Annotated in this window: 20 protein-coding genes; 10 read left to right on the forward strand and 10 right to left on the reverse strand. The window is 67.1% G+C overall.

Annotated features, from left to right (window positions below):
* The first annotated feature begins 569 nt into the window (after nucleotides 1–569).
* Nucleotides 570–1,034 carry a DUF2147 domain-containing protein gene (locus tag ACEI37_RS24580; protein WP_373378529.1) on the forward strand — a complete coding sequence of 155 codons (465 nt, stop codon included), beginning with the start codon at nucleotides 570–572 and terminating at the stop codon, nucleotides 1,032–1,034.
* 125 nt (nucleotides 1,035–1,159) lie between these two features.
* Here the strand turns inward: ACEI37_RS24580 and ACEI37_RS24585 are convergent, their stop codons facing one another.
* Nucleotides 1,160–3,283: a TonB-dependent receptor gene (locus tag ACEI37_RS24585; RefSeq protein ID WP_373378530.1), complete on the reverse strand. Its 2,124-nt coding sequence runs from the start codon at nucleotides 3,281–3,283 to the stop codon at nucleotides 1,160–1,162.
* A 178-nt stretch (nucleotides 3,284–3,461) separates the two neighbouring features.
* On the reverse strand, nucleotides 3,462–4,334 hold the full coding sequence (locus tag ACEI37_RS24590; protein WP_373378531.1) for a LysR family transcriptional regulator: 873 nt from the start codon (nucleotides 4,332–4,334) through the stop codon (nucleotides 3,462–3,464).
* A gap of 131 nt (nucleotides 4,335–4,465) precedes the next feature.
* On the opposite strand from ACEI37_RS24590, the gene ACEI37_RS24595 reads away from it, so the two are divergent.
* The 3 genes from ACEI37_RS24595 to ACEI37_RS24605 all read left to right on the forward strand — a co-directional run bounded on the left by ACEI37_RS24595 (nucleotide 4,466) and on the right by ACEI37_RS24605 (nucleotide 7,386).
* Nucleotides 4,466–4,858: a tautomerase family protein gene (locus ACEI37_RS24595; protein ID WP_115704787.1), complete on the forward strand. Its 393-nt coding sequence runs from the start codon at nucleotides 4,466–4,468 to the stop codon at nucleotides 4,856–4,858.
* 202 nt (nucleotides 4,859–5,060) lie between these two features.
* Nucleotides 5,061–6,452 (forward strand): GntP family permease, encoded by a 1,392-nt coding sequence (locus ACEI37_RS24600; protein ID WP_373378532.1) that lies wholly within the window; start codon nucleotides 5,061–5,063, stop codon nucleotides 6,450–6,452.
* 100 nt (nucleotides 6,453–6,552) lie between these two features.
* On the forward strand, nucleotides 6,553–7,386 hold the full coding sequence (locus ACEI37_RS24605) for an aldo/keto reductase (protein ID WP_373378533.1): 834 nt from the start codon (nucleotides 6,553–6,555) through the stop codon (nucleotides 7,384–7,386).
* A 19-nt stretch (nucleotides 7,387–7,405) separates the two neighbouring features.
* Here the strand turns inward: ACEI37_RS24605 and ACEI37_RS24610 are convergent, their stop codons facing one another.
* Nucleotides 7,406–7,819 (reverse strand): hypothetical protein, encoded by a 414-nt coding sequence (locus ACEI37_RS24610; RefSeq protein ID WP_373378534.1) that lies wholly within the window; start codon nucleotides 7,817–7,819, stop codon nucleotides 7,406–7,408.
* A 216-nt stretch (nucleotides 7,820–8,035) separates the two neighbouring features.
* Between ACEI37_RS24610 and ACEI37_RS24615 the strand changes: the two genes are divergently transcribed.
* A complete protein-coding gene (locus tag ACEI37_RS24615) occupies nucleotides 8,036–8,614 on the forward strand; it encodes a YSC84-related protein (RefSeq protein ID WP_373378535.1) in 579 nt (192 codons plus the stop codon).
* Between the two features lie 108 nt (nucleotides 8,615–8,722).
* Entirely contained in the window at nucleotides 8,723–9,622 is a 900-nt protein-coding gene (locus ACEI37_RS24620; RefSeq protein ID WP_373378536.1) for a recombination-associated protein RdgC, read from the forward strand.
* Nucleotides 9,623–9,675: 53 nt separating this feature from the next.
* Here ACEI37_RS24620 and ACEI37_RS24625 read toward each other — a convergent pair whose 3' ends face one another.
* A complete protein-coding gene (locus tag ACEI37_RS24625) occupies nucleotides 9,676–10,119 on the reverse strand; it encodes a thioesterase family protein (protein ID WP_373378537.1) in 444 nt (147 codons plus the stop codon).
* Between the two features lie 286 nt (nucleotides 10,120–10,405).
* On the opposite strand from ACEI37_RS24625, the gene ACEI37_RS24630 reads away from it, so the two are divergent.
* On the forward strand, nucleotides 10,406–11,398 hold the full coding sequence (locus ACEI37_RS24630) for a Bug family tripartite tricarboxylate transporter substrate binding protein (RefSeq protein ID WP_373378538.1): 993 nt from the start codon (nucleotides 10,406–10,408) through the stop codon (nucleotides 11,396–11,398).
* A 255-nt stretch (nucleotides 11,399–11,653) separates the two neighbouring features.
* Nucleotides 11,654–13,156, forward strand: a complete 1,503-nt coding sequence (locus ACEI37_RS24635; protein WP_373378539.1) for a methyl-accepting chemotaxis protein — start codon at nucleotides 11,654–11,656, stop codon at nucleotides 13,154–13,156.
* Between the two features lie 15 nt (nucleotides 13,157–13,171).
* Here ACEI37_RS24635 and ACEI37_RS24640 read toward each other — a convergent pair whose 3' ends face one another.
* Both ACEI37_RS24640 and ACEI37_RS24645 read right to left on the reverse strand, forming a co-directional pair.
* The gene (locus ACEI37_RS24640; protein WP_111519139.1) at nucleotides 13,172–13,879 is read right to left on the reverse strand and encodes a FadR/GntR family transcriptional regulator; all 708 of its coding nucleotides are present in this window, start codon (nucleotides 13,877–13,879) and stop codon (nucleotides 13,172–13,174) included.
* Nucleotides 13,880–13,980: 101 nt separating this feature from the next.
* Nucleotides 13,981–15,315 carry an MFS transporter gene (locus tag ACEI37_RS24645; RefSeq protein WP_373378540.1) on the reverse strand — a complete coding sequence of 445 codons (1,335 nt, stop codon included), beginning with the start codon at nucleotides 15,313–15,315 and terminating at the stop codon, nucleotides 13,981–13,983.
* Nucleotides 15,316–15,619: 304 nt separating this feature from the next.
* Here ACEI37_RS24645 and ACEI37_RS24650 point away from each other — a divergent pair, with 304 nt between their 5' ends.
* Nucleotides 15,620–16,156, forward strand: a complete 537-nt coding sequence (locus ACEI37_RS24650) for an ureidoglycolate lyase (protein WP_373378541.1) — start codon at nucleotides 15,620–15,622, stop codon at nucleotides 16,154–16,156.
* Between the two features lie 39 nt (nucleotides 16,157–16,195).
* Here the strand turns inward: ACEI37_RS24650 and ACEI37_RS24655 are convergent, their stop codons facing one another.
* Both ACEI37_RS24655 and ACEI37_RS24660 read right to left on the reverse strand, forming a co-directional pair.
* Nucleotides 16,196–16,717, reverse strand: a complete 522-nt coding sequence (locus ACEI37_RS24655; RefSeq protein ID WP_373378542.1) for a helix-turn-helix transcriptional regulator — start codon at nucleotides 16,715–16,717, stop codon at nucleotides 16,196–16,198.
* A 481-nt stretch (nucleotides 16,718–17,198) separates the two neighbouring features.
* Entirely contained in the window at nucleotides 17,199–18,746 is a 1,548-nt protein-coding gene (locus ACEI37_RS24660) for a methyl-accepting chemotaxis protein (protein WP_373378543.1), read from the reverse strand.
* Between the two features lie 207 nt (nucleotides 18,747–18,953).
* Between ACEI37_RS24660 and ACEI37_RS24665 the strand changes: the two genes are divergently transcribed.
* Nucleotides 18,954–19,457 (forward strand): GNAT family N-acetyltransferase, encoded by a 504-nt coding sequence (locus tag ACEI37_RS24665; RefSeq protein ID WP_373378544.1) that lies wholly within the window; start codon nucleotides 18,954–18,956, stop codon nucleotides 19,455–19,457.
* A 91-nt stretch (nucleotides 19,458–19,548) separates the two neighbouring features.
* On the opposite strand, the gene ACEI37_RS24670 is transcribed toward ACEI37_RS24665, so the two are convergent.
* The gene (locus tag ACEI37_RS24670) at nucleotides 19,549–20,352 is read right to left on the reverse strand and encodes an enoyl-CoA hydratase/isomerase family protein (protein WP_373378545.1); all 804 of its coding nucleotides are present in this window, start codon (nucleotides 20,350–20,352) and stop codon (nucleotides 19,549–19,551) included.
* The gene (locus tag ACEI37_RS24675) at nucleotides 20,349–21,593 is read right to left on the reverse strand and encodes a CaiB/BaiF CoA transferase family protein (RefSeq protein WP_373378546.1); all 1,245 of its coding nucleotides are present in this window, start codon (nucleotides 21,591–21,593) and stop codon (nucleotides 20,349–20,351) included. The genes ACEI37_RS24670 and ACEI37_RS24675 overlap by 4 nt, the downstream gene beginning before the upstream one ends.
* Between the last annotated feature and the right edge of the window lie 27 nt (nucleotides 21,594–21,620).

Here is a 21,620-nt window from a genome sequence, read left to right on the forward strand (position 1 = left end):
GCGCGCGACGCGATCACCGGCGCGCGCCCTGCATGCTTTACACACTCAGGCCGGCACGCACGCGCGACGCCGAGCTCGATGCTCGACGGCACCGGCGTCGGTCACTGCGCGACACCATCGCCGAGCGCGCGCGAGAGTGATGCGTGCACGCAACGGTTTGCATCGACGCAACATCGAAAGGACATCGCGAAGGCATCGAAGCGTTGCGATCGAGCCAAGCCGCGACGACAGCGAAGCGTCGCGGCAACACTCCGGCAGTCGCTGCGGTGAGGTCGCGTCGTGCTGCGCGATCCGGAGCGCGCGCCCCGTGCTTTGCGGATGCGTTCGCACTCTCGCAAGCGGCGCGGCACGGTGGTGCACGGTGGGTCGTACGTCCGCTTAGAGGATTGCTTCAGAGGCCGTGCGCAGGCGCGTTTTGCTGCGCCACAATAACCCGCAAACGCCCGCTGCATGCGGCCTGGAGGGAGGCGGGCAAGCGCTGCGGATCGACGCGCGCGGGTCCGCGCCGGATTGCGGCGCGGCGGCTGCGCCAGTAGATTGGCGTGGCTACGGACCTCAAAGGAGACATCATGCGCAGCCCTTCCCTCATCGCCTGCACCGTGCGCGCCGCGGTGCTTGCCGCCACCCTGCTCGGCAGCGCCGCGGCGCTGGCGCAGGCCACGCCCACCGGCACGTGGAAGACCATCGACGACAACACCGGCAAGCCGCGCGGGCTGGTGGAGATCACCGAGAAGAACGGCGTCTACAGCGGACGCCTGCTCAAGAGCTTCGTCGACGGCGATGGCAAGCCGCGCGTCTGCGACAAGTGCACCGACGCACGCAAGGACCAGCCGCTGATCGGCATGACCATCCTGTCCGGCCTGCGCAAGACCGGCGACAATGAGTGGAGCGGCGGCGAGATCCTCGATCCGGAGAACGGCAAGGTCTACAAGAGCAAGATGTCGCTCACCGAGGATGGCAACAAGCTCAACGTGCGCGGCTTCATCGGCATCAGCCTGATTGGACGCACCCAGACCTGGGAGCGCGAGCACTGAGCGCAGCCGGCACTCAGGGTTTCTCCGGGGCATGCGGTTGCGTGACCGGCCGAAGAAGAAACAGCAGGCGAAAAAAAACCGGGCGGTGATGAACCGCCCGGTTTTTTTGTCCCCGATGCTGCGCTTTACATGCGGTAGCGCAGGGTAGCCATGACGCTGCGCGGAGCGCCCGGCATGTTCAGGTTGGCGTTGGTGCCGTGCGCCGAGACGATGTAGCCCTTGTCGAACAGGTTGTACACGTTCAGCTGCGCCTCGAAGGCACCGCGGCGGTACCAGGCCATCGCGTCGGCGGTGACATAGCCGGGGAGTGTCACGGTGTTGCCCGGATTCGCGAAGCGCTTGCCGACCAGGTTCAGGCCGGCACCCACGCCGAAGCCGTGGCCCAGATCCTTGGTCAGCCAGACGTTGCCGCTGTGCATCGGCGTAATCGTCGCGCGCTTGCCCTGAACCGGCTGCCCGGCATCGATCTGGGTGGAGTTAATGACTCGGGCGTCAAGGTAGGCATAGCCGGCTAGGACACGCCAGCCTTGCGGCAACTCTGCTGCGCCGGACAGTTCCACGCCATCGGTTCGCTGCGTGCCGATCGGAAGGATTGCAGTCCCGGCAGCGTTCTGCACCTTCATATTGCTGCGCTCCAGGCGGAACAGCGAGATCGTGGTGCTGGCCTTGCCGTTCAGCCAGTCGTACTTGGCGCCCACTTCCGTATTCCGAGTGCTCTCCGGGCCGAGATCGGCATTGTTGGCCGCCAGGGCAAAGGCCTCGCCCGAGGGCTGGAACGACTTGCTCCACGACACGTAGTACGACTGGGTCTTGCTCGGCTGCCACACCAGGCCGGCACGCGGGCTCCAGGCGGAGTCGCTGCGCGACAGGTCGCGCTGGCCGGCGATGCGGTTGCGGGTCTCCTGCTGGAAGTTGTCGTAGCGCACCCCGACCAGCGCCTTCCACTGCTCGCTGAAGGTGATCATGTCCTGGGTGTAGAACGCCAGCGTATCGAAGATGCCCAGGTTCGAGGTGGTCGGGTTGCCCGGCGCCAGGCGCGGCAGCACCGGCAGCACCGGGTTGAACAGGTCGAAGGTGCCCGGCACCGGCTTGGTGTTGTTGATCTGGTCCTTGTTCTGCTGGCCGATCTCCATGCCGTACAGGATCTCGTGCTTGGTGCCGAAGATCGTCGCCTTCTGGATCAGGTCGGTCTGGTTGAACCAGCCATGTTCCTCGCGGCGGACATTGCCGTGGTTCATGGTCAGCCGTTGCGTCGCTTCGTTGACCGCGGCGGTCAGCGTGTTGTTGCGGTCGAGCGAGTAGTGGTAGTAGCGCGTGGCGTTGCGGATCGACCAGTTCTCATTGAAGCGATGGTTGATCGTGGCGGTGCCGGAAAACACACGCGACTGCGAGTAGTCGGCGTCGCGCGCGTTGGCCGCGCCGTAGTAGCGCGACGCGGGCACGTCCACCGGCCGCCCGCGGTAAGCCGGGATGCCGAAGTCGGTGACGCGGCGGTCTTCCAGGTAGTCGGCCTGGAACAGCACGGTGGTCTCGGGCGCGACGCGCAGTTCCAGCGACGGCGCGATCGCCGCGCGGTCCAGGAACTGCTGCGAGCGGTAGCTGTTGGCCTTCTCCACCGCGCCCGTGATACGGAACGCCGCGGCGCCGTCGGCGAAGACGCGGCCCACGTCGGCTTCGGCGCGGCGGTCGGCCCACATGCCGTAGCTGAGCGCGAAGTCGGTGACGTCGATGCCCGGCTTCTTGGTCACGCGGTTGATCAGGCCACCCGACGAGCCGCGCCCGTACAGCACCGCGGCCGGTCCCTTGATGACTTCGACGCGGTCGACGTTGGACATGTCGCGGAAGTACAGCGCATCGTCGCGAATGCCGTCGACGAACTGGTCGGCGATGGCGGTGAAACCGCGAATCGAAACCTGGTCGCGCTGGCCGTCGCCGTGCGAGAACGACACGCCAGGCACGTTCTTCAGCGCGTCCTGCATCGAGGTGGCGTGCTGGTCGCGCATGACCTCGGCGGTGACCACGTTGACGGTTTGCGGCACGTCGCGCAGCGGCGCTTCGGTCTTGGTCGCGCTGACCGCATTGGGCGGGTTGTAGCCCGCGCCCAGCTCACGGCTGACGTCTGCCTTGACGGTGACTTCCGGCAACTGCGCCGGAGTCGCCGCCGGTGCGGACTGTGCCCACACCAGCATCGGTTGAAATACGAAGCTCCCCGCCACCGCGGCACAAATCGGGTGAAGTTTTATTCTCATTGGCCTGTAATCGACTGTAATAATTTGGAAAAGCGGGCGAATTATCGATTACGGGATTGTCATGGTCAACGAGATTGCGAATTATTCCTATTCCCAATCCGGATATGTTGCTTTCAACACAACCCCACCCACTGGCGTCGGCCGATTTGTGATTCTTTTCTGACTTGGAGCGGCCTCGCTAGGCCAGTTGTGCCGCCAGCGCATCGCGCGCTTCCGCAATGAAGGCAGACTCGCCGCGGCGCGCGGGCAGCAGGAAGAACTCCGCCTCCGGCAGCCGCGGCAACCCAAGCCGCGCGACGGTGGCGGCATCCAGCGGCGCCACGCCGGGCCCGATTGCCGAGGCGTTGAGGCACGACAGGCCCAGCCCCGCCGCCAGCGCCAGGTGCAGCCCCGCCACGCCGGACGCGGAGTGCGCAATCCCGAATGGCACCCGCTTGCGCAGCAGCCGCTGCACCACGTACTGGTGCAGCGAGCAGGTATCGGGCAGCAGCACCAGTGGCAGGGTCGCGGGCAGCTTGTCGGCCTCGGCCGGCGCGGCCACCCAGGCGAGCGGCTCGCGCCGCAGCACGGTGCCGCGCGCGGCCGTCGCGCGCGCGCCCGGCAGCCGCATGCTGAGGCCAATGTCGAAGGTGTCGCGCTCGGCCGCGGCATCGATGGCCGCGCTCTTCATCACCGTCACGTGCAGGCGCAGGTACGGATAGCGCTCGCGCAGGCGCCGCAGCATGCCGGCGATCTCGCCGGGGCGGAAATAGTCCGTCACCGCCAGGCGCAACTCGCCTTCCAGCGCGTGGCCGCGCAGCTCCTGCAAGGCAAGTTCGTTGAGGTCCAGGATGCGCCGCGCGTGCGCCAGCAGCCTCTGCCCGGCGGGCGTCGGCTGCGCCCCGTGGCGGCCGCGCGTCAGCAGCGGCACGCCGGCACGTTCCTCAAGTTTGCGCAGTTGCTCGCTGACCGACGACTGCGACAGGAACAGCCGGGGCGCCGCGGCCGACAGGCTGCCGCTGTCGGCAACCGTCACGAAGGTGCGCAACTGGTCAGTGTCGAATCCACGCATGGCAAGGCTCCGGGCAGGAATGGAGTATTTCGGCATAGCCGATGGAAGGCATCGGTTATTCCCGCTTTTCCGATACTACACCACACTCTACCATGGCTTCACCAATCCCGGTCAAACCCAAGGAGCCCGCCATGCCCCACATCGTCCTGCACCTGTCCGGCCAACCCGATGCCGACCTCACCCGCCGTAGCGCCAGGGCCATCGCCGACCTGACCGAGCGCGTGCTCGGCAAGCAGCGCGACGTCATCGCCGTGACGGTCCAGTACATCCCGCACGACAGCTGGATCATCGCCGACACGCCGCTGTCCGAGCAGGGCCGCAATGCCTTCCATCTGGATATCAGCGTGACCGATGAAACCAACACCAAGGCGGAAAAATCCCAGTTCATCGCGGCCGTGTTCGAGACCATGTCCGGCCTGCTCGGCAACCTGCATCCGGTCTCTTACGTCCACGTGATCGACGCGCGCGCCGCGGCGTACGGCTACGGCGGCCGCACCCAGGAGTATCGCCACCAGCACCGGTGAACCTGCCCTGCTCCTTCATGCCGGCCGCCGCCACCGTCGCGGCCGGCGGCGCGCCGCGAGGTTTCGCCGCCGGCCAAGCTGTGGCACAGTCGCCGGCTGATCCCTTTTCCTGACGCACAGAAAGAGACAACGCGCCACAAGCGCAGGCCCCCGCGCGGCAACGGACCGCACCTCAGGAGAAGGCAACCCTGAAGGAGATCCGATGTCGTTCCTGATCGTACTGGCAGCCCTTGCCTTTCTGATGTTCGCCGCTTACCGCGGCTACAGCGTGATCCTGTTTGCGCCGATCGCCGCGCTCGCGGCGGTGCTGCTGACTGACCCGTCGGCGGTGGCGCCGGTGTTCACCGGCATCTTCATGGAGAAGATGGTCGGCTTCGTGAAGCTGTATTTCCCTGTCTTCTTATTAGGCGCGGTGTTCGGCAAGGTGGTCGAGCTATCGGGCTTTTCCGAGTCCATCGTCGCGGCGGCGATCCGCTATATCGGGCGTTCGCGCGCCAACGCGGTAATCGTCACGGTATGCGCGCTGCTGACCTATGGCGGCGTGTCGCTGTTCGTGGTGGTGTTCGCGGTCTACCCGTTTGCCGCCGAGCTGTATCGCCAGAGCAACATCCCCAAGCGGCTGATGCCGGGCGCGATCGCGCTGGGAGCGTTCTCGTTCACCATGGATTCGCTGCCGGGCACCCCGCAGATCCAGAACATCATCCCCACCAACTTCTTCAACACCACCTCGTGGGCCGCGCCGGCGCTGGGCGTCGCCGGTTCGGTGTTTATCCTGGTGGTGGGCCTGAGCTACCTGGAATGGCGCCGCCGCGCCGCCGCCGCGCGCGGCGAGGGCTACGGCACCAACCTGCGCAACGAGCCCGAGCGCAGCCAGGCCGGCAAGCTGCCGCACCCGTTGCTGGCGCTGCTGCCGCTGGTGGTGGTGGGCGTGGCCAACTTCTGGCTGACGCGGATGATTCCGCTGTGGTACGGCGAATCCAACAGCGTGGCGCTGCCCGGCCTGGCCAGGCCGGTCGAGACCAAGATCGCCAGCGTCACCGCGATCTGGGCGGTGGAAGGCGCGCTGCTGCTGGGCATCGCCGTGGTGCTGGTGACCGCCTTCGGCGCCCTGCGCGAGCGCTTTGCCGAGGGCACCAAGGGCGCGGTCGGCGGCGCGCTGCTGGCGTCGATGAACACCGCGTCGGAATACGGCTTCGGCGGTGTCATCGCGGCGCTGCCCGGTTTCCTGGTGGTCAGCGATGCGCTGCGCGCCATCCCCAACCCGCTGGTCAATGCCGCGGTCTCGGTCAGCACGCTGGCCGGCATCACCGGCTCGGCCTCGGGCGGCATGAGCATTGCGCTGGCGGCGATGTCGGAAACCTTTATCGCGGGCGCGCAGGCGATGCAGATCCCGCTGGAGGTGTTGCACCGCGTGGTGTCGATGGCCAGCGGCGGCATGGACACCCTGCCGCACAACGGCGCCGTGATCACGCTGCTGGCGGTGACCGGCCTGACCCATCGCGAGTCCTACCGCGATATCTTCGCGGTCACGCTGATCAAGACCGGCGCGGTGTTCTTCGTCATCGCGCTGTATTTTCTGACCGGACTGGTGTGAAGCATTCCCGGCGCGCGCGGGTTGTACATTGCCGGTGTTGTTAACTAGTGTGGTTGGGTACCGCCGGGTGCCCGATCCCGGCCAACCTGGAAGCCAAGCGATGAAGCAAGTTACCCTGCCCGACGGCGAGCGCATCCCGGCGCTCGGCATGGGCACATGGAATATGGGCGAATCGCCCGCCGCGCGCGCCGAAGAGATTGCCACGCTGCGCTTGGGCCTGGACCTGGGCCTGCGCCTGATCGACACCGCCGAGATGTACGGCGAGGGCCAGTCCGAGACCATGATCGCCGAGGCCATCGCCGGCCGGCGCGAGCAGGCCTTCCTGGTCAGCAAGGTCTACCCGTTCAACGCCAGCCGGCGCGGCACCGTGCAGGCGTGCGAGCGCAGCCTGCAGCGGCTGCGCACCGACCGCATCGACCTGTACCTGCTGCACTGGCGCGGCGGCGTGCCGCTGGAAGAGACCGTGCAGGCCATGGAGGCGCTGCAGCGCGACGGCAAGATCCGCCACTGGGGCGTCAGCAACCTGGACCTGTCCGATATGCAGGAATTGTGGGACGCGCCGGGCGGCAGCCGCGTGGCCACCAACCAGCTGCTGTACAACCTGGGGCGGCGCGGCATCGAGTGGGACCTGTTGCCGTGGCTGCGCCAGCGCGGCGTGCCGGTGATGGCCTATTCGCCGATCGAGCAGTCGCGCCTGCTGGGCCATCCCGGGCTGAAGCGCTTCGCGCGCGACCACGGCATGAGCGCTGCACAGGCGGCGCTGGCCTGGCTGCTGGCGCAGGACGGCGTCATCGCCATCCCCAAGACCAGCCGGCGCGAGCGGCTGCAGGAAAACCTGGAGGCGATGTCGAAGACGCTGTCACCGGCGCAGCTGGCGGAGATCGACCGCATCTTCCCGCCGCCCGACGGCCCGGCGCCGCTGGAAATGCTCTGAGCCGGCGACGGCCCCGCCGTCAGTTCTGGCGAGCCAGGTAGCGCTCGCGCTCGACGTAGCGCACCAGGTAATTGCGCGCCTTGTCGCGGGTGTCGCTGGTGACGCGCGCCGCCGCCTGGCGCGCGCTGCTCTTGCCGTGCGACGACGACATCTGCCCATCGAGATAACTGCGGAACGACTGGTGCATCGCGTCCAGCTCCGGCTGGCATGCGGACAACGCCAGGTCGGCCACGTCTTTGGACTGGCCCTTGGCCGACAGGTTGTCGTTGGCCTTCTTCTGCGTGCACTCCATGTATTTGGCGCGCAGCGCCTGCCATTCGCTGCCGGTGTCGACCGCCGGGGCCGATGCCGCGGCGTCGGTGGAAGTCCCCGGAGGCTGGGAGGCGCAGGCGGCCAGCAGAAGCAGCGGCAAGGCGGTGAGAAGTTTCTTCATGACTCATCAAGATGCGGTGACGGCGCAGCGGCGGTCACATGGCAGCCAATAAGCCAACCATGGGACGTACCGGGCGCAAGGCCCATTATTCTTGCCGCGAACGGCCGTCTTGCACCACCTTCGTCACAAATGGAAACGACTAGTTGCCCTGAATCATTTGCCCGGGTGATTTCGGCGCCTATGCTTCAAAGGCGACAACAACACCAAGGAGACGAGATGAAACGTCGAACCTTCCTGACGGCCAGCGCGGGTCTGGCCCTCGGCACGCTGGCCACCGGCGCGTGCACCACCACCAAGCCCGACGCCCCCGGCGACAAGGCCGCGCGCCGGCGCGAACTGGATTCCGGCGCGGACGCCACGCTGTCGCGCCTGTACAGCTCGGTCAACGGCTCGCGCGAACTGGGCAACCGCGCGCGCGGCATCCTGGTGTTCCCGAAGACCCTGTCGGCGGGCTTTATCGTCGGCGGCGAGTATGGCGACGGCGCGCTGCGCTCGGGTGGCGGCACACGAGGCTATTACCGGCTGATCTCGGGTTCGGTCGGCTGGCAGATCGGTGCGCAGTCCAAGGCCGTGATCCTGATGTTCATGACGCAGGACGCCTACGACAAGTTCGTGCGCAGCAGCGGCTGGACCGCAGGGGTGGATGCCACCGTGGCGCTGGCCACCGTTGGCGCAAACGGCGTGCTCGACACCAACACCGCGCAGCAGCCCATCGTCGGCTTCGTGCTGACCAATGCGGGCCTGATGGCGGGCCTGAGCTTCGAGGGCAGCAAGATTACCAGGCTCGACCTGTAGCAGCCGCTTGCGGGTGCCGCCGCGCGGCCGGCGGGTCGCGCGGCGGCGGAGTTTTTTCTCGACCGCGCGCCGCGGGCGTTAGAATTCGTCCCTTTGGCCGAATTCCCCATGTGGTTCAAGAATCTGCAGGTCCATCGTTTCTCCGCCCCGTGGTCGCCCAGCGCCGACGAGGTCGAAGCCAGCCTGGCGAAGCACGCCTTCTTTCCCGGCACCAGCCTCGAGATGCAGACGCAGGGCTGGGCCTCGCCGCGTGACAACGGCCAGTTGGTCCACACCGTCGGCCGCCAGATGCTGCTGACGCTGCGCACCGAAAAGAAGCTGCTGCCCACCACCGTGGTCAACCAGGTCACGCGCGCCCGCGCCGCCGAGATCGAAGAGCAGCAAGGCTACAAGCCGGGCCGCAAGCAAATGAAGGAACTGAAGGAGCAGGTCATCGAAGAGCTGCTGCCGCGCGCCTTCAGCATCCGCCGCGACACGCGCGTATGGATCGATCCTGACAACGGCTGGCTCGCCATCGACGCCGCCGCCGCGGCCAAGGCCGATGAAGTACGCGGCATGCTGTTCAAGGCGCTGGACCCGCTGCCGCTGACCAACCTGCACGTCAACCAGTCGCCAGTGGCGGCCATGACCGAATGGCTGGCCGGCGATGCGGCCCCCGCCGGCTTTACCGTCGACCAGGAAATCGAGCTGCAGTCCGGCGCCGAAAGCAAGGCCACGGTCCGCTACGTGCGCCACCCGCTCGACCCCGAAGACCTGCGCCGCCATATCGCCGCCGGCAAGCGCTGCACGCGCCTGGCGATGACCTGGAATGACCGCGTCTCGTTCGTGCTGACCGACGGGCTGGTGGTCAAGAAAGTGGCGCCGCTCGACGTGATCAAGGAACAGGCCGACGGCACCGCGCACGATGAAGACGAGCGCTTCGACGCGGACTTCACCATGATGGCCGGCGAGCTGTCCGGCATGCTGGTCGACCTGACCGAGGCGCTGGGCGGCGAGCGCAAGGCCTGAGCCCGCTTTTGGCAAACGCGTGGCGCTGTCACCGGACCGCGCCGCGCCTGCGGCTATTCCACCCAGTTCACCTTCGGGAAGCGCCCGGCGAACCCCGCCGGCATCGTCACCACCCGCTTGGCCACGTAGTCGAAGAAAACGAAGCCCGACTTGGCCATCGCGATCAGCGCGCCATCGGCCGGCCGCGTAATGCGGAAGATGATGTCGCCGCCGTACTTGTTGAAGTCCATCACCCCCACCTCGAACAGCAGCTGGTCGCGCGCATGGGCCTCGTTGCGGTACATCGTCGCCAGGTCGGTGACAATGATGCCGACGCCTTCCTCGCGCACATCCTCGCTGCCGAATTCGAACAGGAACCGCGCCCGCGCCTCCGAAATCATTGAGATCATCGAATCATTGGCAAGGTGGTTGGCCGAATTGATGTCCGTCACGCGCACAGTGAGGTGCGTGGCGTAGCAAAGCTGGTCGGCGGGCAGGTCGAGTTTCAGGCGGGCCATGAGGGTTCAAGCAGGAAATGGATCAAGCGCCGCACGGACCGGACTGACTGAACGCGCCGCAGCGGCGGCGCCATCATAAGCGATGCCGCGGTTCGGATTGCGGCGCGGTCGCATGCCCCTGCGCAAACCCGATCCGGGTAACTACTCCCCACCGTTTTCGTCCATCCCGCCGATGCCGCGACGCATCGCGGCCTCGTACGCTGCGCCTTGCCGTGGCCACCGGCGCACTGATTCACACACGCCCGGGCCGCCTGCCGACACGACGTCAACTACTGGAGGAAACACCATGCAAGCCGACCGCCGCAAGGCCCTGCACTGGCTGGGAGCCGGATCCCTGGCCGCCGCCGCTTCAACCCTGGGAATCGGCCCGGCCCGGGCCCAGCAGTCCTGGCCGGCGCGCCCGGTGCGGCTGGTCGTGCCCTACCCGCCCGGCGGCGCCACCGACGTGCTGGCGCGCGCGCTGGGCGACCCGCTGGGCAAGCTGTGGCAGCGCCCGGTGATCGTCGAGAACCGTCCCGGCGTGGGCGGCATGATCGGCGCCGACGTGGTCGCCAAGGCGCAGCCGGACGGCTACACGCTGCTGCTCGGCCTGCCCAGCCTGGTGCAGACGCCCTATATGGTGGCCAAGCCGCCGTTCGACCCGCTGCGCGACCTGACCGCGATTGGGCAGCTCTGCACCTCCAGCCTGGTGCTGACCGCCAGCAGCGCCATGCCGCGCACGCTGCCGCAAATGGTGGCCCTGGCCAAGTCCCAGCCGGACAAGTTCTCTTATGGCACCTATGGCATCGGCACCGGCGCCCATCTCTATATGCAGGTCTTCCTCAAGGGCGCCGGCGCCCAGCTGGTCCACGTGCCGTACAAGGGCGAAGCGCCCATCGCCACCGACCTGATCGGCGGCCAGATCTCGCTGGGAACGCTGTCGCCGATGACGGTGCGCCAGCATGCGCGCACCGGCAAGCTGCAGCCTCTGGCAGTGACCGGCAACACCCGCGCGCCGATGCTGCCCGATGTGCCCACCTTCCAGGAACTCGGCTTCAAGGGCCTGGACGGCCCGGCGTGGCTGGGCCTGTTCACCACGGCCGGTACGCCGCAGGCCATCGTCGACAAGATCGCGGCCGACGTGGAAACGGTAATGGCCGCGCCCGACATCCGTCAGCGGCTGGGGGACCTGGGACTGATCGTCAAGACCACGCAGCCGGCGGCGTTCGCGGCGACGACGCGTGCCGACCAGGTGTACTGGGGCAATGTGATCAAGGAAAACAATATTCGGCTGGACTGAGGCGGGGCAGCGCCGGCATCGGTTCAGATGCCGGCGTAGCGGCGCGGGCGGAACATCGTAGCCGCTTGCTGCGCCCTCGAACATCACTCAATTGCAGCAATTTGCTGCCCGGTGTTGCGCGGCGGCGGCATGCCGCGCCGCGCGCCATGAGCGTCGATATAATCGGCCGCGCAATACCGAAAACAAGAACATAAAAACAATAGATCTCATGCGGACGGGGTGCAGCGTCTTCTCGAACCACGCTGCGGGGTAAACATGACCAGCGCTGACCACGCCCTGTCCGAACGCCTGTCCGCCACCATCCCTGCCCGCCGTGCCGCGGGCCCTTCCGTTGCCGCGCCGGCCGCGCCGCACATGCCGTTGCTGCAAGGCGTGCACCGCCGCGCCGACCGCTTGATGACGGCGCTGCTGTGGCTGCTCTGCCTGTTGTCGCTGGTGGTCGGCAATCACTATGGATCCACCGGCCTGACGCTGACGCTTGGCCTGCCGATCGCATTGCTCGGCACGCTGATGGCGATCGCCCTGCCGGCACGCCTGGCGACGCGGCTGGCGATGGCGGTGCTGATGATGGTCTTTGTGGCGCTGCTGATCCACCAGGCGCACGGGCAGGTGGAATTCCATTTCCTGGTGTTCGTGTCGCTGTCGATGCTGCTGGCCTATCGCGACTTCCGCGTGATCCTGCTGGCGGCGCTGGTGATCGCGCTGCATCACCTGAGCTTCAACTTTTTCCAGCAGTGGGGCTGGAACACCATCTGCTTCACCGATCCCAGCTTCAACATGGTGCTGTTCCATGCGGCCTTTGTCATCGCCCAGACCGCCGTGCTGGGCGTGATCGCCTGGCGGCTGGAGCGCGACGCCCATTCCGCCGATGAACTGAGCGCGCTGGCCGCCGGCATCGGACGCGAGCCCGGCTACCTGACGCTGGCCACCGACGGCATCGAGCCCGACAGCGATTTCGCCCGCGCCTTCCGCAAGACCCTGGACACCGTGCGCCAGACCCTGCTGCAGGTACGGGACACCGCCGGCACCGTCGCCAGCGCCGCCGGCGAGATCCTCGACACCAGCGCCGGCGTCGCGCGTCGCACCGATGAACAGGCCCGCATCGTGGCCCGGACCATGCACGATATGCAGGCACTGACCCAGTCCGCGCGCACCAGCGCGGACCAGGCCCGCGGTGCCTGCGAGCTGGCCGGCGCCTCCAGCGCCGTGGTGGCGCGCGGCAGCGGCGAGATCCTGTCGGTGATCCAGACCATGGGCGAGATCGACGAGGCGTGTGGACGCATTACCGAGATCATCGGCGTGATCGACAGCATTGCCTTCCAGACCAACATCCTCGCGCTGAACGCCGCGGTCGAAGCCGCGCGCGCCGGCGAGCACGGCAAGGGCTTCGCCGTCGTGGCCGGCGAGGTGCGGCAGCTGGCGCACCGCTGCGGCGCCGCCGCACGCGAAATCCGCGGCCTGATCAACACCTCGGTCGAGCGCGCCCACGCCGGCACCGAGCTGGTGGGCCATACCGGCGAGACCATGAACGAGGTGGTGACGAGCATCGGCAAGCTCGCCGCGCTGGTGCAGGAACTGGCGACGCTGGGCGACCACCAGCGCAACGGCATCGATGGCATGGCGCAACGCGTGGCCGAGATCCAGGCGGCATTCGAGGAGAACGCCGAACTGGTGGCCGGCGCAGCAGAGGCGGCCCGGGCACAGCGGGCGCAGACCGAGGGGTTGAACCGGGCGGTGGGGGTGTTCAGGCTGGACTGATGTCAGGCCCGACGCTTACTCGTCTTTTTCGTCGCCGGTGGGGAAATGCACGCCGGCCCGGCGTGCCGCCAGCATGATGTGGCGCTCCATGGCGCGCTGCGCCTGTTCCGGCTGGCGCGCGGCCAGCGCCTCGATGATGGCGCTGTGCTCGAGGAAGGTGGCGTTGCGCGCGCCGCGCCGGTAGTACGGCAGGCGCTGGCTCTCGCGCATCACCTCGGCGCTTTCGCGCAGGATCTCGCGGATGACCTGGTTGCCGGACACCGTGACAATCAGCGTGTGGAATTCATAGTCCAGCTGCGAGGCCTCGTCGTAGGCATCGGCCTCGATCGCCCGCTGCATGGTGGCCGCGTTCTGGCGCAGCTGCTCGATCTCGCCGGCGGAGATGGCCAGCGCGGCCAGCCGCGCGGTCAGCCCTTCCAGCGCAAAGCGCAGCTGGTAGATATCGATCAGCGAATGCGTGGCGGCAAATCGCCACGGCGGCGTGGCCGCGGCGCTGTCGCCGGCGGCGGTCACATAGACGCCCTTGCCCGGGCGCGACACCACCACGCCCATGCCCTGCAGGGTGGAGATCGCCTCGCGCAATGACGCGCGGCTGATGCCGACCTTCGCCGCCAGTTCCCGCTGTGCCGGCAGCAGCGTGCCCGCGGGGAACGTGCCGTCGCGCACCCATTGCTGGATAAGGCTGACGGCCTGGTTGGCGACGGAGGCGGAAGATCCTGTCATACGTGCGGGGTTGACCAGTAAGGGTGACGCGTAAGGAACGGCAAAGGTGCGCAGGGCCGGTTGCCGGAAATTCTAGCCGACAAACCCGTCCGCCCCGGCCCTTACTTGTTGACCAGTTTGGCCGGCACCGAGTAAGTCAGCAGCGCGCCGCACAGCAGCACCGCCGCCAGCACGAACATCGCGGCATCGGTGCTCTGGGTGGCATCCTTGATCAGCCCGATCATGTACGGGCTGATAAAGCCGGCCAGGTTGGCGAACGAGTTGATCAGCGCAATCCCCGCCGCGGCACCCACCCCCGACAGGATCGAGGTGGGCAGGCTCCAGAACAGCGGCGACGTGGCCAGGCTGCCGCCGGCTGCCAGCGCCAGCGCGGCCAGCGACAGCGCGGTGTTGTGGCTGAACACGGCGCTCAGCACCAGGCCCGTCGCCGCGCAGCAGAACGGCACGATCAGGTGCCAGCGGCGTTCGCGCATGCGGTCCGAACTGCGGCTGACCAGGATCATCGAACACACCGCCACGCCGAACGGGATCGCGGTCAGCAAGCCCACGTCCAGCACGCTTTTCACGCCGGTCTGCTTGATCAGCGTGGGCAGCCAAAAGGTCAGCCCGTACTGGCCCATCACCGTGCAGAAGCAGATCATCGTCATTTTCAGCACGCGCGGGTCCGTCACCACGTTGCGCAGCGACATGTGCGCGCTCTTGTGCGCGTTCTCCGCGGCGATATTGCGCTCCAGCAGCGCCTTTTCGTCCGCCGTCAGCCAGCGCGCGGACTGGATGTTGTTGTCCAGGTACCAGAGCACGGCCACGCCCACCAGCAGCGACGGCACCGCCTCGATCACGAACATCCATTGCCAGCCGCGCAGGCCGTTGACGCCATGCATGGCTTCCATGACCCAACCCGACAGCGGGCCGCCGAAGATGCCCGAGATCGGGATCGCGGCCATGAACAGCGCCACCATGCGCGCGCGTCGGTGCGACGGGAACCAGTAGGTCAGGTACAGGATCATGCCGGGATAGAAGCCGGCCTCGGCCGCGCCCAGCAGGAAGCGCAGCACGTAGAACTGCGTGCTGGTCTGCACGAACATCATCGCCGCGGAGATCAGGCTCCACAGGATCATGATGCGCGAGATCGTCGCCTTGGCGCCGATGCGGTGCATCAGCAGGTTGCTGGGCACCTCGAAGAAGAAATAGCCGATAAAGAACAAACCCGCGCCCAGGCCGTACACCGCCTCGCTGAACTGCAGGTCGGCCAGCATGTTCAGCTTGGCAAAGCCCACGTTGACCCGGTCCAGGTAGGCCACCACATAGCACAGCATCAGGAACGGCAGCAGCCGCCAGGCCACCTTGCGGTACACCGCGTCCTCCCTGGCCTGGGCGTGCGCTTGCGGCAGGGCTATGCCATCCGGCCCGGCATGCGCGGTTTCAGTGGGAATCATGGAAGTCTCCTTGGTTGTTCGAGTCATCGACGCCCTCCGGTCTCAGCCGGGCCGTCGTCATACCGGTCTGACCAGTAGATGCCGAATGGTAGGGAGGCACCTTGTCGGTGTCAAGGCGATGTCATGTGGGGGAAAGCCCGAATACGCGCCGAACCCGGCGACGCCACGGCTGCTGGGGCGCTTGTGCTCCGCCGTGAGTTGCTGCAGAATCCGGTTCAACTGGTCTGACCAGTAAAGCCATTCACGGAATCGCTAATGCAGCGGCCAGCCGCTTGCCGCGGTTCCCAGATCCGGAGACCTATTGATGGAAACCACGCTTGCGCGCATGGCAGGCGCTCGCATGCGCCTGCATCCGCAGCCGCTGAACGCAGCCGCCTTTGCGCCCTTCGGCGATGTCATCGAGACCCGCCCCGCAGGCGATCCCGGTGCCTTTCCGATCAACGGCGGCATGGTCACGCGCCACCATGACCTGGCCGCGGTCGAACTCGGCGGCGGCCGTGCGCTGATCAACCTGTTCGAGGCCAAGCCCTACGCCTTGCCAATGGAAATCGCCATGCTAGAGCGCCATCCGCTCGGCAGCCAGGCGTTCATCCCGCTTTCCGAGCGCCCTTTCCTGGTCGTGGTTGCGCCGCCCGGCGACACACTGGAAGCCGGGTCAGTGCGGGCGTTCATCACCAACGGCAGGCAAGGCGTCAATTACCGCGCCGGTGTCTGGCATCACATGCTGCTGGCGCTGGACGCACCCTCATGCTTTGCGGTGGTGGACCGCGGCGGCGCGGGCAACAACTGTGAAGAGCGCTGGCTGGAGCAGCCGCTGCTGCTTGAACTGCCGGACGCCTGACAACTCGAGGGCATGGCGCGGAATCTGTGCCGCGCTGCCTCAGGCCACCAGCTTGCGGAGCCGTCGCTCCATCGCCGGAACGATGTTTCCGGCGCTCTTGGCGAGATTGACCTGCATCGCAGCCGCAGCGACGTCCCTGAGTGAGGGCTCGATCTCGTAACCCTTGCCGCTCATCCACAAGAGCACTTCCCACAGATGCCAGAGGGAACTTGCGCCTTCGTGCACCGGCGGGGGAAAGGTAGCCGGATGGCCGAGCATCAGCTTGCGCATGTTCTGGCGCGACATGCCGAGGGTGTCGGCAATGTCCGTCAGGCCAACCAGGTCCGGTGCCGCTTCGATCAGCGTGGCGGTCGGCATGGCACGCCTGGCATCGGTGAGCGCGCTGACGATGGCGTCGGCCGCTGATTCCGCTTCCCGGTCGAACGCCAGCGCAATCCGGCCCGCCACGCCGGTGCCCACGGTTGCATCGTCGCATCCGGCTTCGTAGAGTCGTTCGACCAGCGTGTCGGGATCGCTGTCATCCGGCGACAACTGGTATCTCAAGGTGAACGCGTATTCCATGGCGGTGGCTTCTCCTTCGGCTCGATCGACATCACGACTTCGTACCGATGCAAGCCGTGGTCCACGATCCGACGGATTCGGGTGGCGTGGTTGAATGGGCTCCTGGGTGTGCAATAGATGCTGATGACACAGAATTCCCCAGCACGGCATGCGTTGTCATGGTGCGAACAGTAGATCCGTCCCCAGGCATGGCCCCTGCCTTTCGCCGCCTCGACACGCCAGCCGCGAGACTCGGCATGTCTTAACGCAACTTCAATGTCCTTCTTGGGGTGTTGGGCACGGGCCATCGATTTCTCCAAGGCTAGATGCTGGGCCTACGGTTGTCAAGTGACAACCGTAGGCCGCAGGCTATCTGCTATGCAATTGGAGAATTGTCCGGGGATGCGTCGTTCATGGCAGTAAGACGACTCTGTAAGCACCGTCTCATGCCAGATACGGAATCGTCAACCAGGAGCGGCACAGCCGCTGCCGTCGACCTGCTTTATGCCATCGCTACCGCCGTCCCACCTAGCCTGAAAACCGCCACCGCCTCGCGCAGCGCGCGCGCCTGCTCCGCCATCGATTGCGTCGCCGCCGAAGCCTGCTCGACCAGCGCGGCGTTCTGCTGCGTGACCTCGTCGAGCTGGCCGACTGCCACGTTGACCTGCTCGATGCCGTGGCGCTGCTCGCCGGACGCCGCGGCGATCTCGGTGACGATGCGCGAGACCTGCGCCATGGCCGCCGTCATCTCTTCGATCGTGCCGCCGGCGTTGCCGACCAGCGCGTGGCCGGCCGCGACGCGGTCGACCGCCACATCGATCAGTGCCTTGATCTCGCGCGACGCCACCGCGCTGCGCTGCGCGAGCGTTCGCACCTCGTTGGCGACCACGGCAAAGCCGCGCCCCTGCTCGCCGGCACGTGCCGCTTCGACGGCTGCGTTCAGTGCCAGCAGGTTGGTCTGGACGGCGATGCCTTCGATCACACCGACGATATCGCCCACCTTGGCCGAGCGCTCGGCGATCTCCTGCATCGTGGTGACGACATCGCCCATCACATCCGCGCTACGCCCCGCGATATCGCGAGCCAGCGCCGTGTGCCGGGACACCTGTTCGATGTTCTCGGCGTTGGCGCGCACGGTCAGGGTCAGTTCATCCATGCTCGCGGCGGTTTCCTCCAGCGAAGCCGCCTGCTGTTCGGTGCGCGCCGACAGGTCGAAATTGCCGTTGGCGATCTGCGCGCTGGCCGCCGCCACGCCTTCGGCATTGCGGCGCACCAGGCCGACGACATCGGACAGGCTGTGCTGCATGTCGTGCAGCGCCTGCATCAGCGCGGCGATCTCGTCCTTGCCGCGCGTATCGATCTGCGTCGACAGGTCGCCCCTGGCAACGGTCTGGGCCACGTTCAGCGCACGGGACAGCGGGCGCGTCAGCGCGCGGCTGAACAGCATTGCGCCGGCCAGCCCGCAGACGAACGCGGCGAACATCAACGCATAGCTCAGCGTGGCGGCACGGCTCGCCGTGGCTGCGGTCTGTGCGGACACGGCCGCGGCGTCCGCCGCGATCAGCCGTGCGGCTTCCTGCAGCAACCGCGCCGGCTCGCGGTCGACGCCGGCCACGACGCGATCACCTGCGCCCGGATCGAACTCCGCCGCCTTGAAGGCCTCGAAGCCGCGCCGGTAGCCCTCGCCCATCGCGGCGTGCGCGCTGGCGAACTGTGACGCCAGCTCCTTCGATTTGCCATCGGGCAGCCGCCTGGCCAGCACCGCGCCACGCTCGCGGATGGAGGCCTCGCGCGCGCCGAAGGCGGCCCAGTGCTTGTCCAGCCGCGCTGCGTCGCTGCCGCGCAGGATCGTGTTCTTCCACTCCTGGATCTGCTCCTTGAAATCGACCAGCATCGCCGTGACCAGCCGCTCTTCCTCGACACGTTCCAGCACGACGTGGTTGTAGTCGTCGAGCGAGCGGTTCAGGGTGCTCAGGCCGTACAGCGCGCCGGCGAACATGACGATTAGCGCCGCCGCGAAGGCGAGCGGGAGTTTGACTGCGATCTTCATTACGGATTTCCGATGGGCATGGGGGTACCCCAGCGCAGGGGCTGGTATGGCATGGCTCTTATCGGCAGGGAGATCCGTAAGTTGAGTTCGGGGAGCCGAAGTACGGGCTCGTGCCCTCCCATCCGGTACCGCAAGTGGGAGGACTGGGAGGCGTACACTGCGGGATAACAGGGTCACAACGTACCGACCCAACCTTCCCCCGTGCCTATGTCCGCCCCGCTGACCCACTCCGACCGCCTGACGCTGTCCCCCTTCCGCGGGCACGACGCAGCCGAGGCGTGGCCCTGCATTACCCCCACGCTCGCCCGCTACATGGAATGGGATCCCGCCCCGTCACCCGAGGCGTTTCGCGAAGTATGGCAGGCATGGCTGCCAGCCATGGAAGACGGAACGGAATTCATCTTCACGGTCCGGCGGACCAGCGACGGTTGTTTCCTCGGCCTGGCCGGGCTGCATCATGCCGACACGCCGGCGCCGGAGTTCGGCATCTGGATCCGCGAAGACGCCCATGGGCACGGCTATGGCAAGGAAGCGGTGCTGGCCGTGGCGGCGTGGGCGACGGCCGCCTTGCGGCCGGCGCGCTTTGTGTATCCTGCCGCGGAGCAGAACTGGAAGAGCCGCCGGATTGCGGAAGCGATGGGCGGCGTAGTGGTGGACCGGCAGCCGGCACGGAAGTTTGTGCGGGTGGTCTATGAGGTGCCGGTGAAGTAGCTGGACGGCCGAACGGCATCAGCGACCGATGCCCGCCGACCAGTGAATCGGCCCGACGCCCTTTATCTATAGCGTCGGGCGATCCGAAGAATCAACGCCCTTTCCACACCGGCGGACGCTTGCCAACGAACGCTTCCACCCCTTCCCGGAAATCGTCGCTGCCATAGCACTGCCGCACCAGATCGTCGGTATCGGCCACCGCCGCCACGGTCTGGCGGCGCAACGACTCCTTGATGACCGCCTGCGTCACCGGCGCCAGCGCGCCGAGCCGCTCGCACAACGCGGCGACTTCAGCGTCCAGCGCCTCGGGCGCATGCACGCCCTCGAGAAAGCCGCAGGCCAGCGCTGCATCGGCGTCAAGAATCTGCGCCAGCAACAGCATGCGTCGCACCGGCTGCAGCCCCCATGCCGCGCGCAGCTTGGCCAGGTTGTGCGCGGAAAGCGTATTGCCCAGCGTCTTCGCGATCGGCACGCCGAAGCGGGCTTTGGGCGTCGCCACCCGGAAGTCGCACGCAGTGGCGATGGCCAGCCCGCCGCCCACCGCCCAGCCTTCGATCACCGCCACGGTAGGCATCGGTAGTTGCTCGACCAGCGCGATGCCTTCATCGATGCGCGCTTCGTAGGCAACCCCGTCATCGCCGCCCGAGAACTGCTGGAATTGCGCGATGTCGGTCCCCGCGACAAAGGCCTCGCCGCCCGCGCCGCGCAACACCACCACGCGCGCGCCGGCAGTGCCTTCCGTGGCAAGCGTGCGGCAGTGCCCGGCGAACTGCTCGTACATCGCCCACGTCATCGCGTTGCGCGCCGCCGGGCGGTCGAAGGTCAGCGTCGCGATCTGGCCTTGTCGCGTCAGCGTGACCTGCCCTTCGACGGGCGCCTGCTGCGGGGCGCTCATGCGCCGAATGCGCCGGCCGCCGCCAGCGACTGCTGTTCGTCCTGCGACATGCCCAGCTCGGCGAGGATCTCGGCGGTGTGCTGGCCCAGCAGCGGCGGCGGGCGCCGCACCTGCTGCGGCGTGCCGCCCATCTTCACCGCGAAGCCGATATTGGGCACCTTGCCTTCGATCGGATGATCGATCTCGATGCGCATCTGGCGGTGCTTGCCGTGCTCGCTGTCGAACGCTTGCGGGTAGGTCAGGATCGGTCCGGCGGGGATGCCGACCTCAAGCAGCTGCTCGATCCAGTAGTCGGCACTGTGCTTGCCGAAGCTCTCTTCCAGCGCGCCGATCAATGCCTGCCGGTTGGCCAGGCGCAGCGCGACGGTGGCAAAGCGTTCGTCCGCCAGCAGGTCGGGCCGGTCCAGCGTCTTGCACAGCAGCTGCCACAGCTTCTGGTTGGTCGCGCCCATCACGAAATAGCCATCCGCCGCCTTCATCGCCTGGTACGGCGCGCTCATGCGGTTGGCCGTGCCGAGCGGCTCGGGCTCGCGCCCGGTGCCCCAGTATTCGCAGGTGTCCCACACCGAGAACGCCAGCGCGGAATCGAACAGCGACGCATCGACATACTGCCCCCTGCCCGTCTGCTTTGCGCCGATATAGGCGGACAGCATGCCGTAGGTCGCGAACAGCGCGCAGCCGATATCGGCCACCGGCACGCCCGCCTTGACCGGCGCGCCGCCCGGATAGCCGGTCACGCTCATTACGCCCGACATCGCCTGCGCCATCAGGTCGAAACCCGGCCGCGTCGCCCACGGCCCGCTCTGGCCGAAGCCGGAGATGCTGCAGTAGACCAGCTTCGGATTGATATGGCTGAGCGTCTCGTAATCGATGCCCAGCCGCTTCATCACGCCGGGGCGGTAGTTCTCGACCAGGATATCGGCGGTTTCCGCCAGCCGGTACAGCACAGCGCGGCCGGATTCGGTCTTCAGGTCCAGCGTGACGCTGCGCTTGTTGCGGTTCATGTTGAGGAAGCCCATGCTGTCCGGGCCCTTCATCTTGAACCCCATCGAGCCGCGGGTCTGGTCGCCGCCCTCGGGCGGCTCGATCTTGATCACGTCGGCGCCGAGGTCGGCCAGCAGCATGCAGGCGTAAGGGCCGGCCATGACCTGGCTGACGTCGAGCACGCGCACGCCGGCAAGCGGCAGGGGCGTAGCGTTGGCCTGGGCGGCGGTGGCGCCGGAGTCGCGGGTATCCATCATCGGTTGCGTCCTGGGAGAATGGTTCGG

This window comes from Cupriavidus nantongensis, assembly GCF_041726985.1.
Classification (GTDB): domain Bacteria; phylum Pseudomonadota; class Gammaproteobacteria; order Burkholderiales; family Burkholderiaceae; genus Cupriavidus; species Cupriavidus nantongensis_A.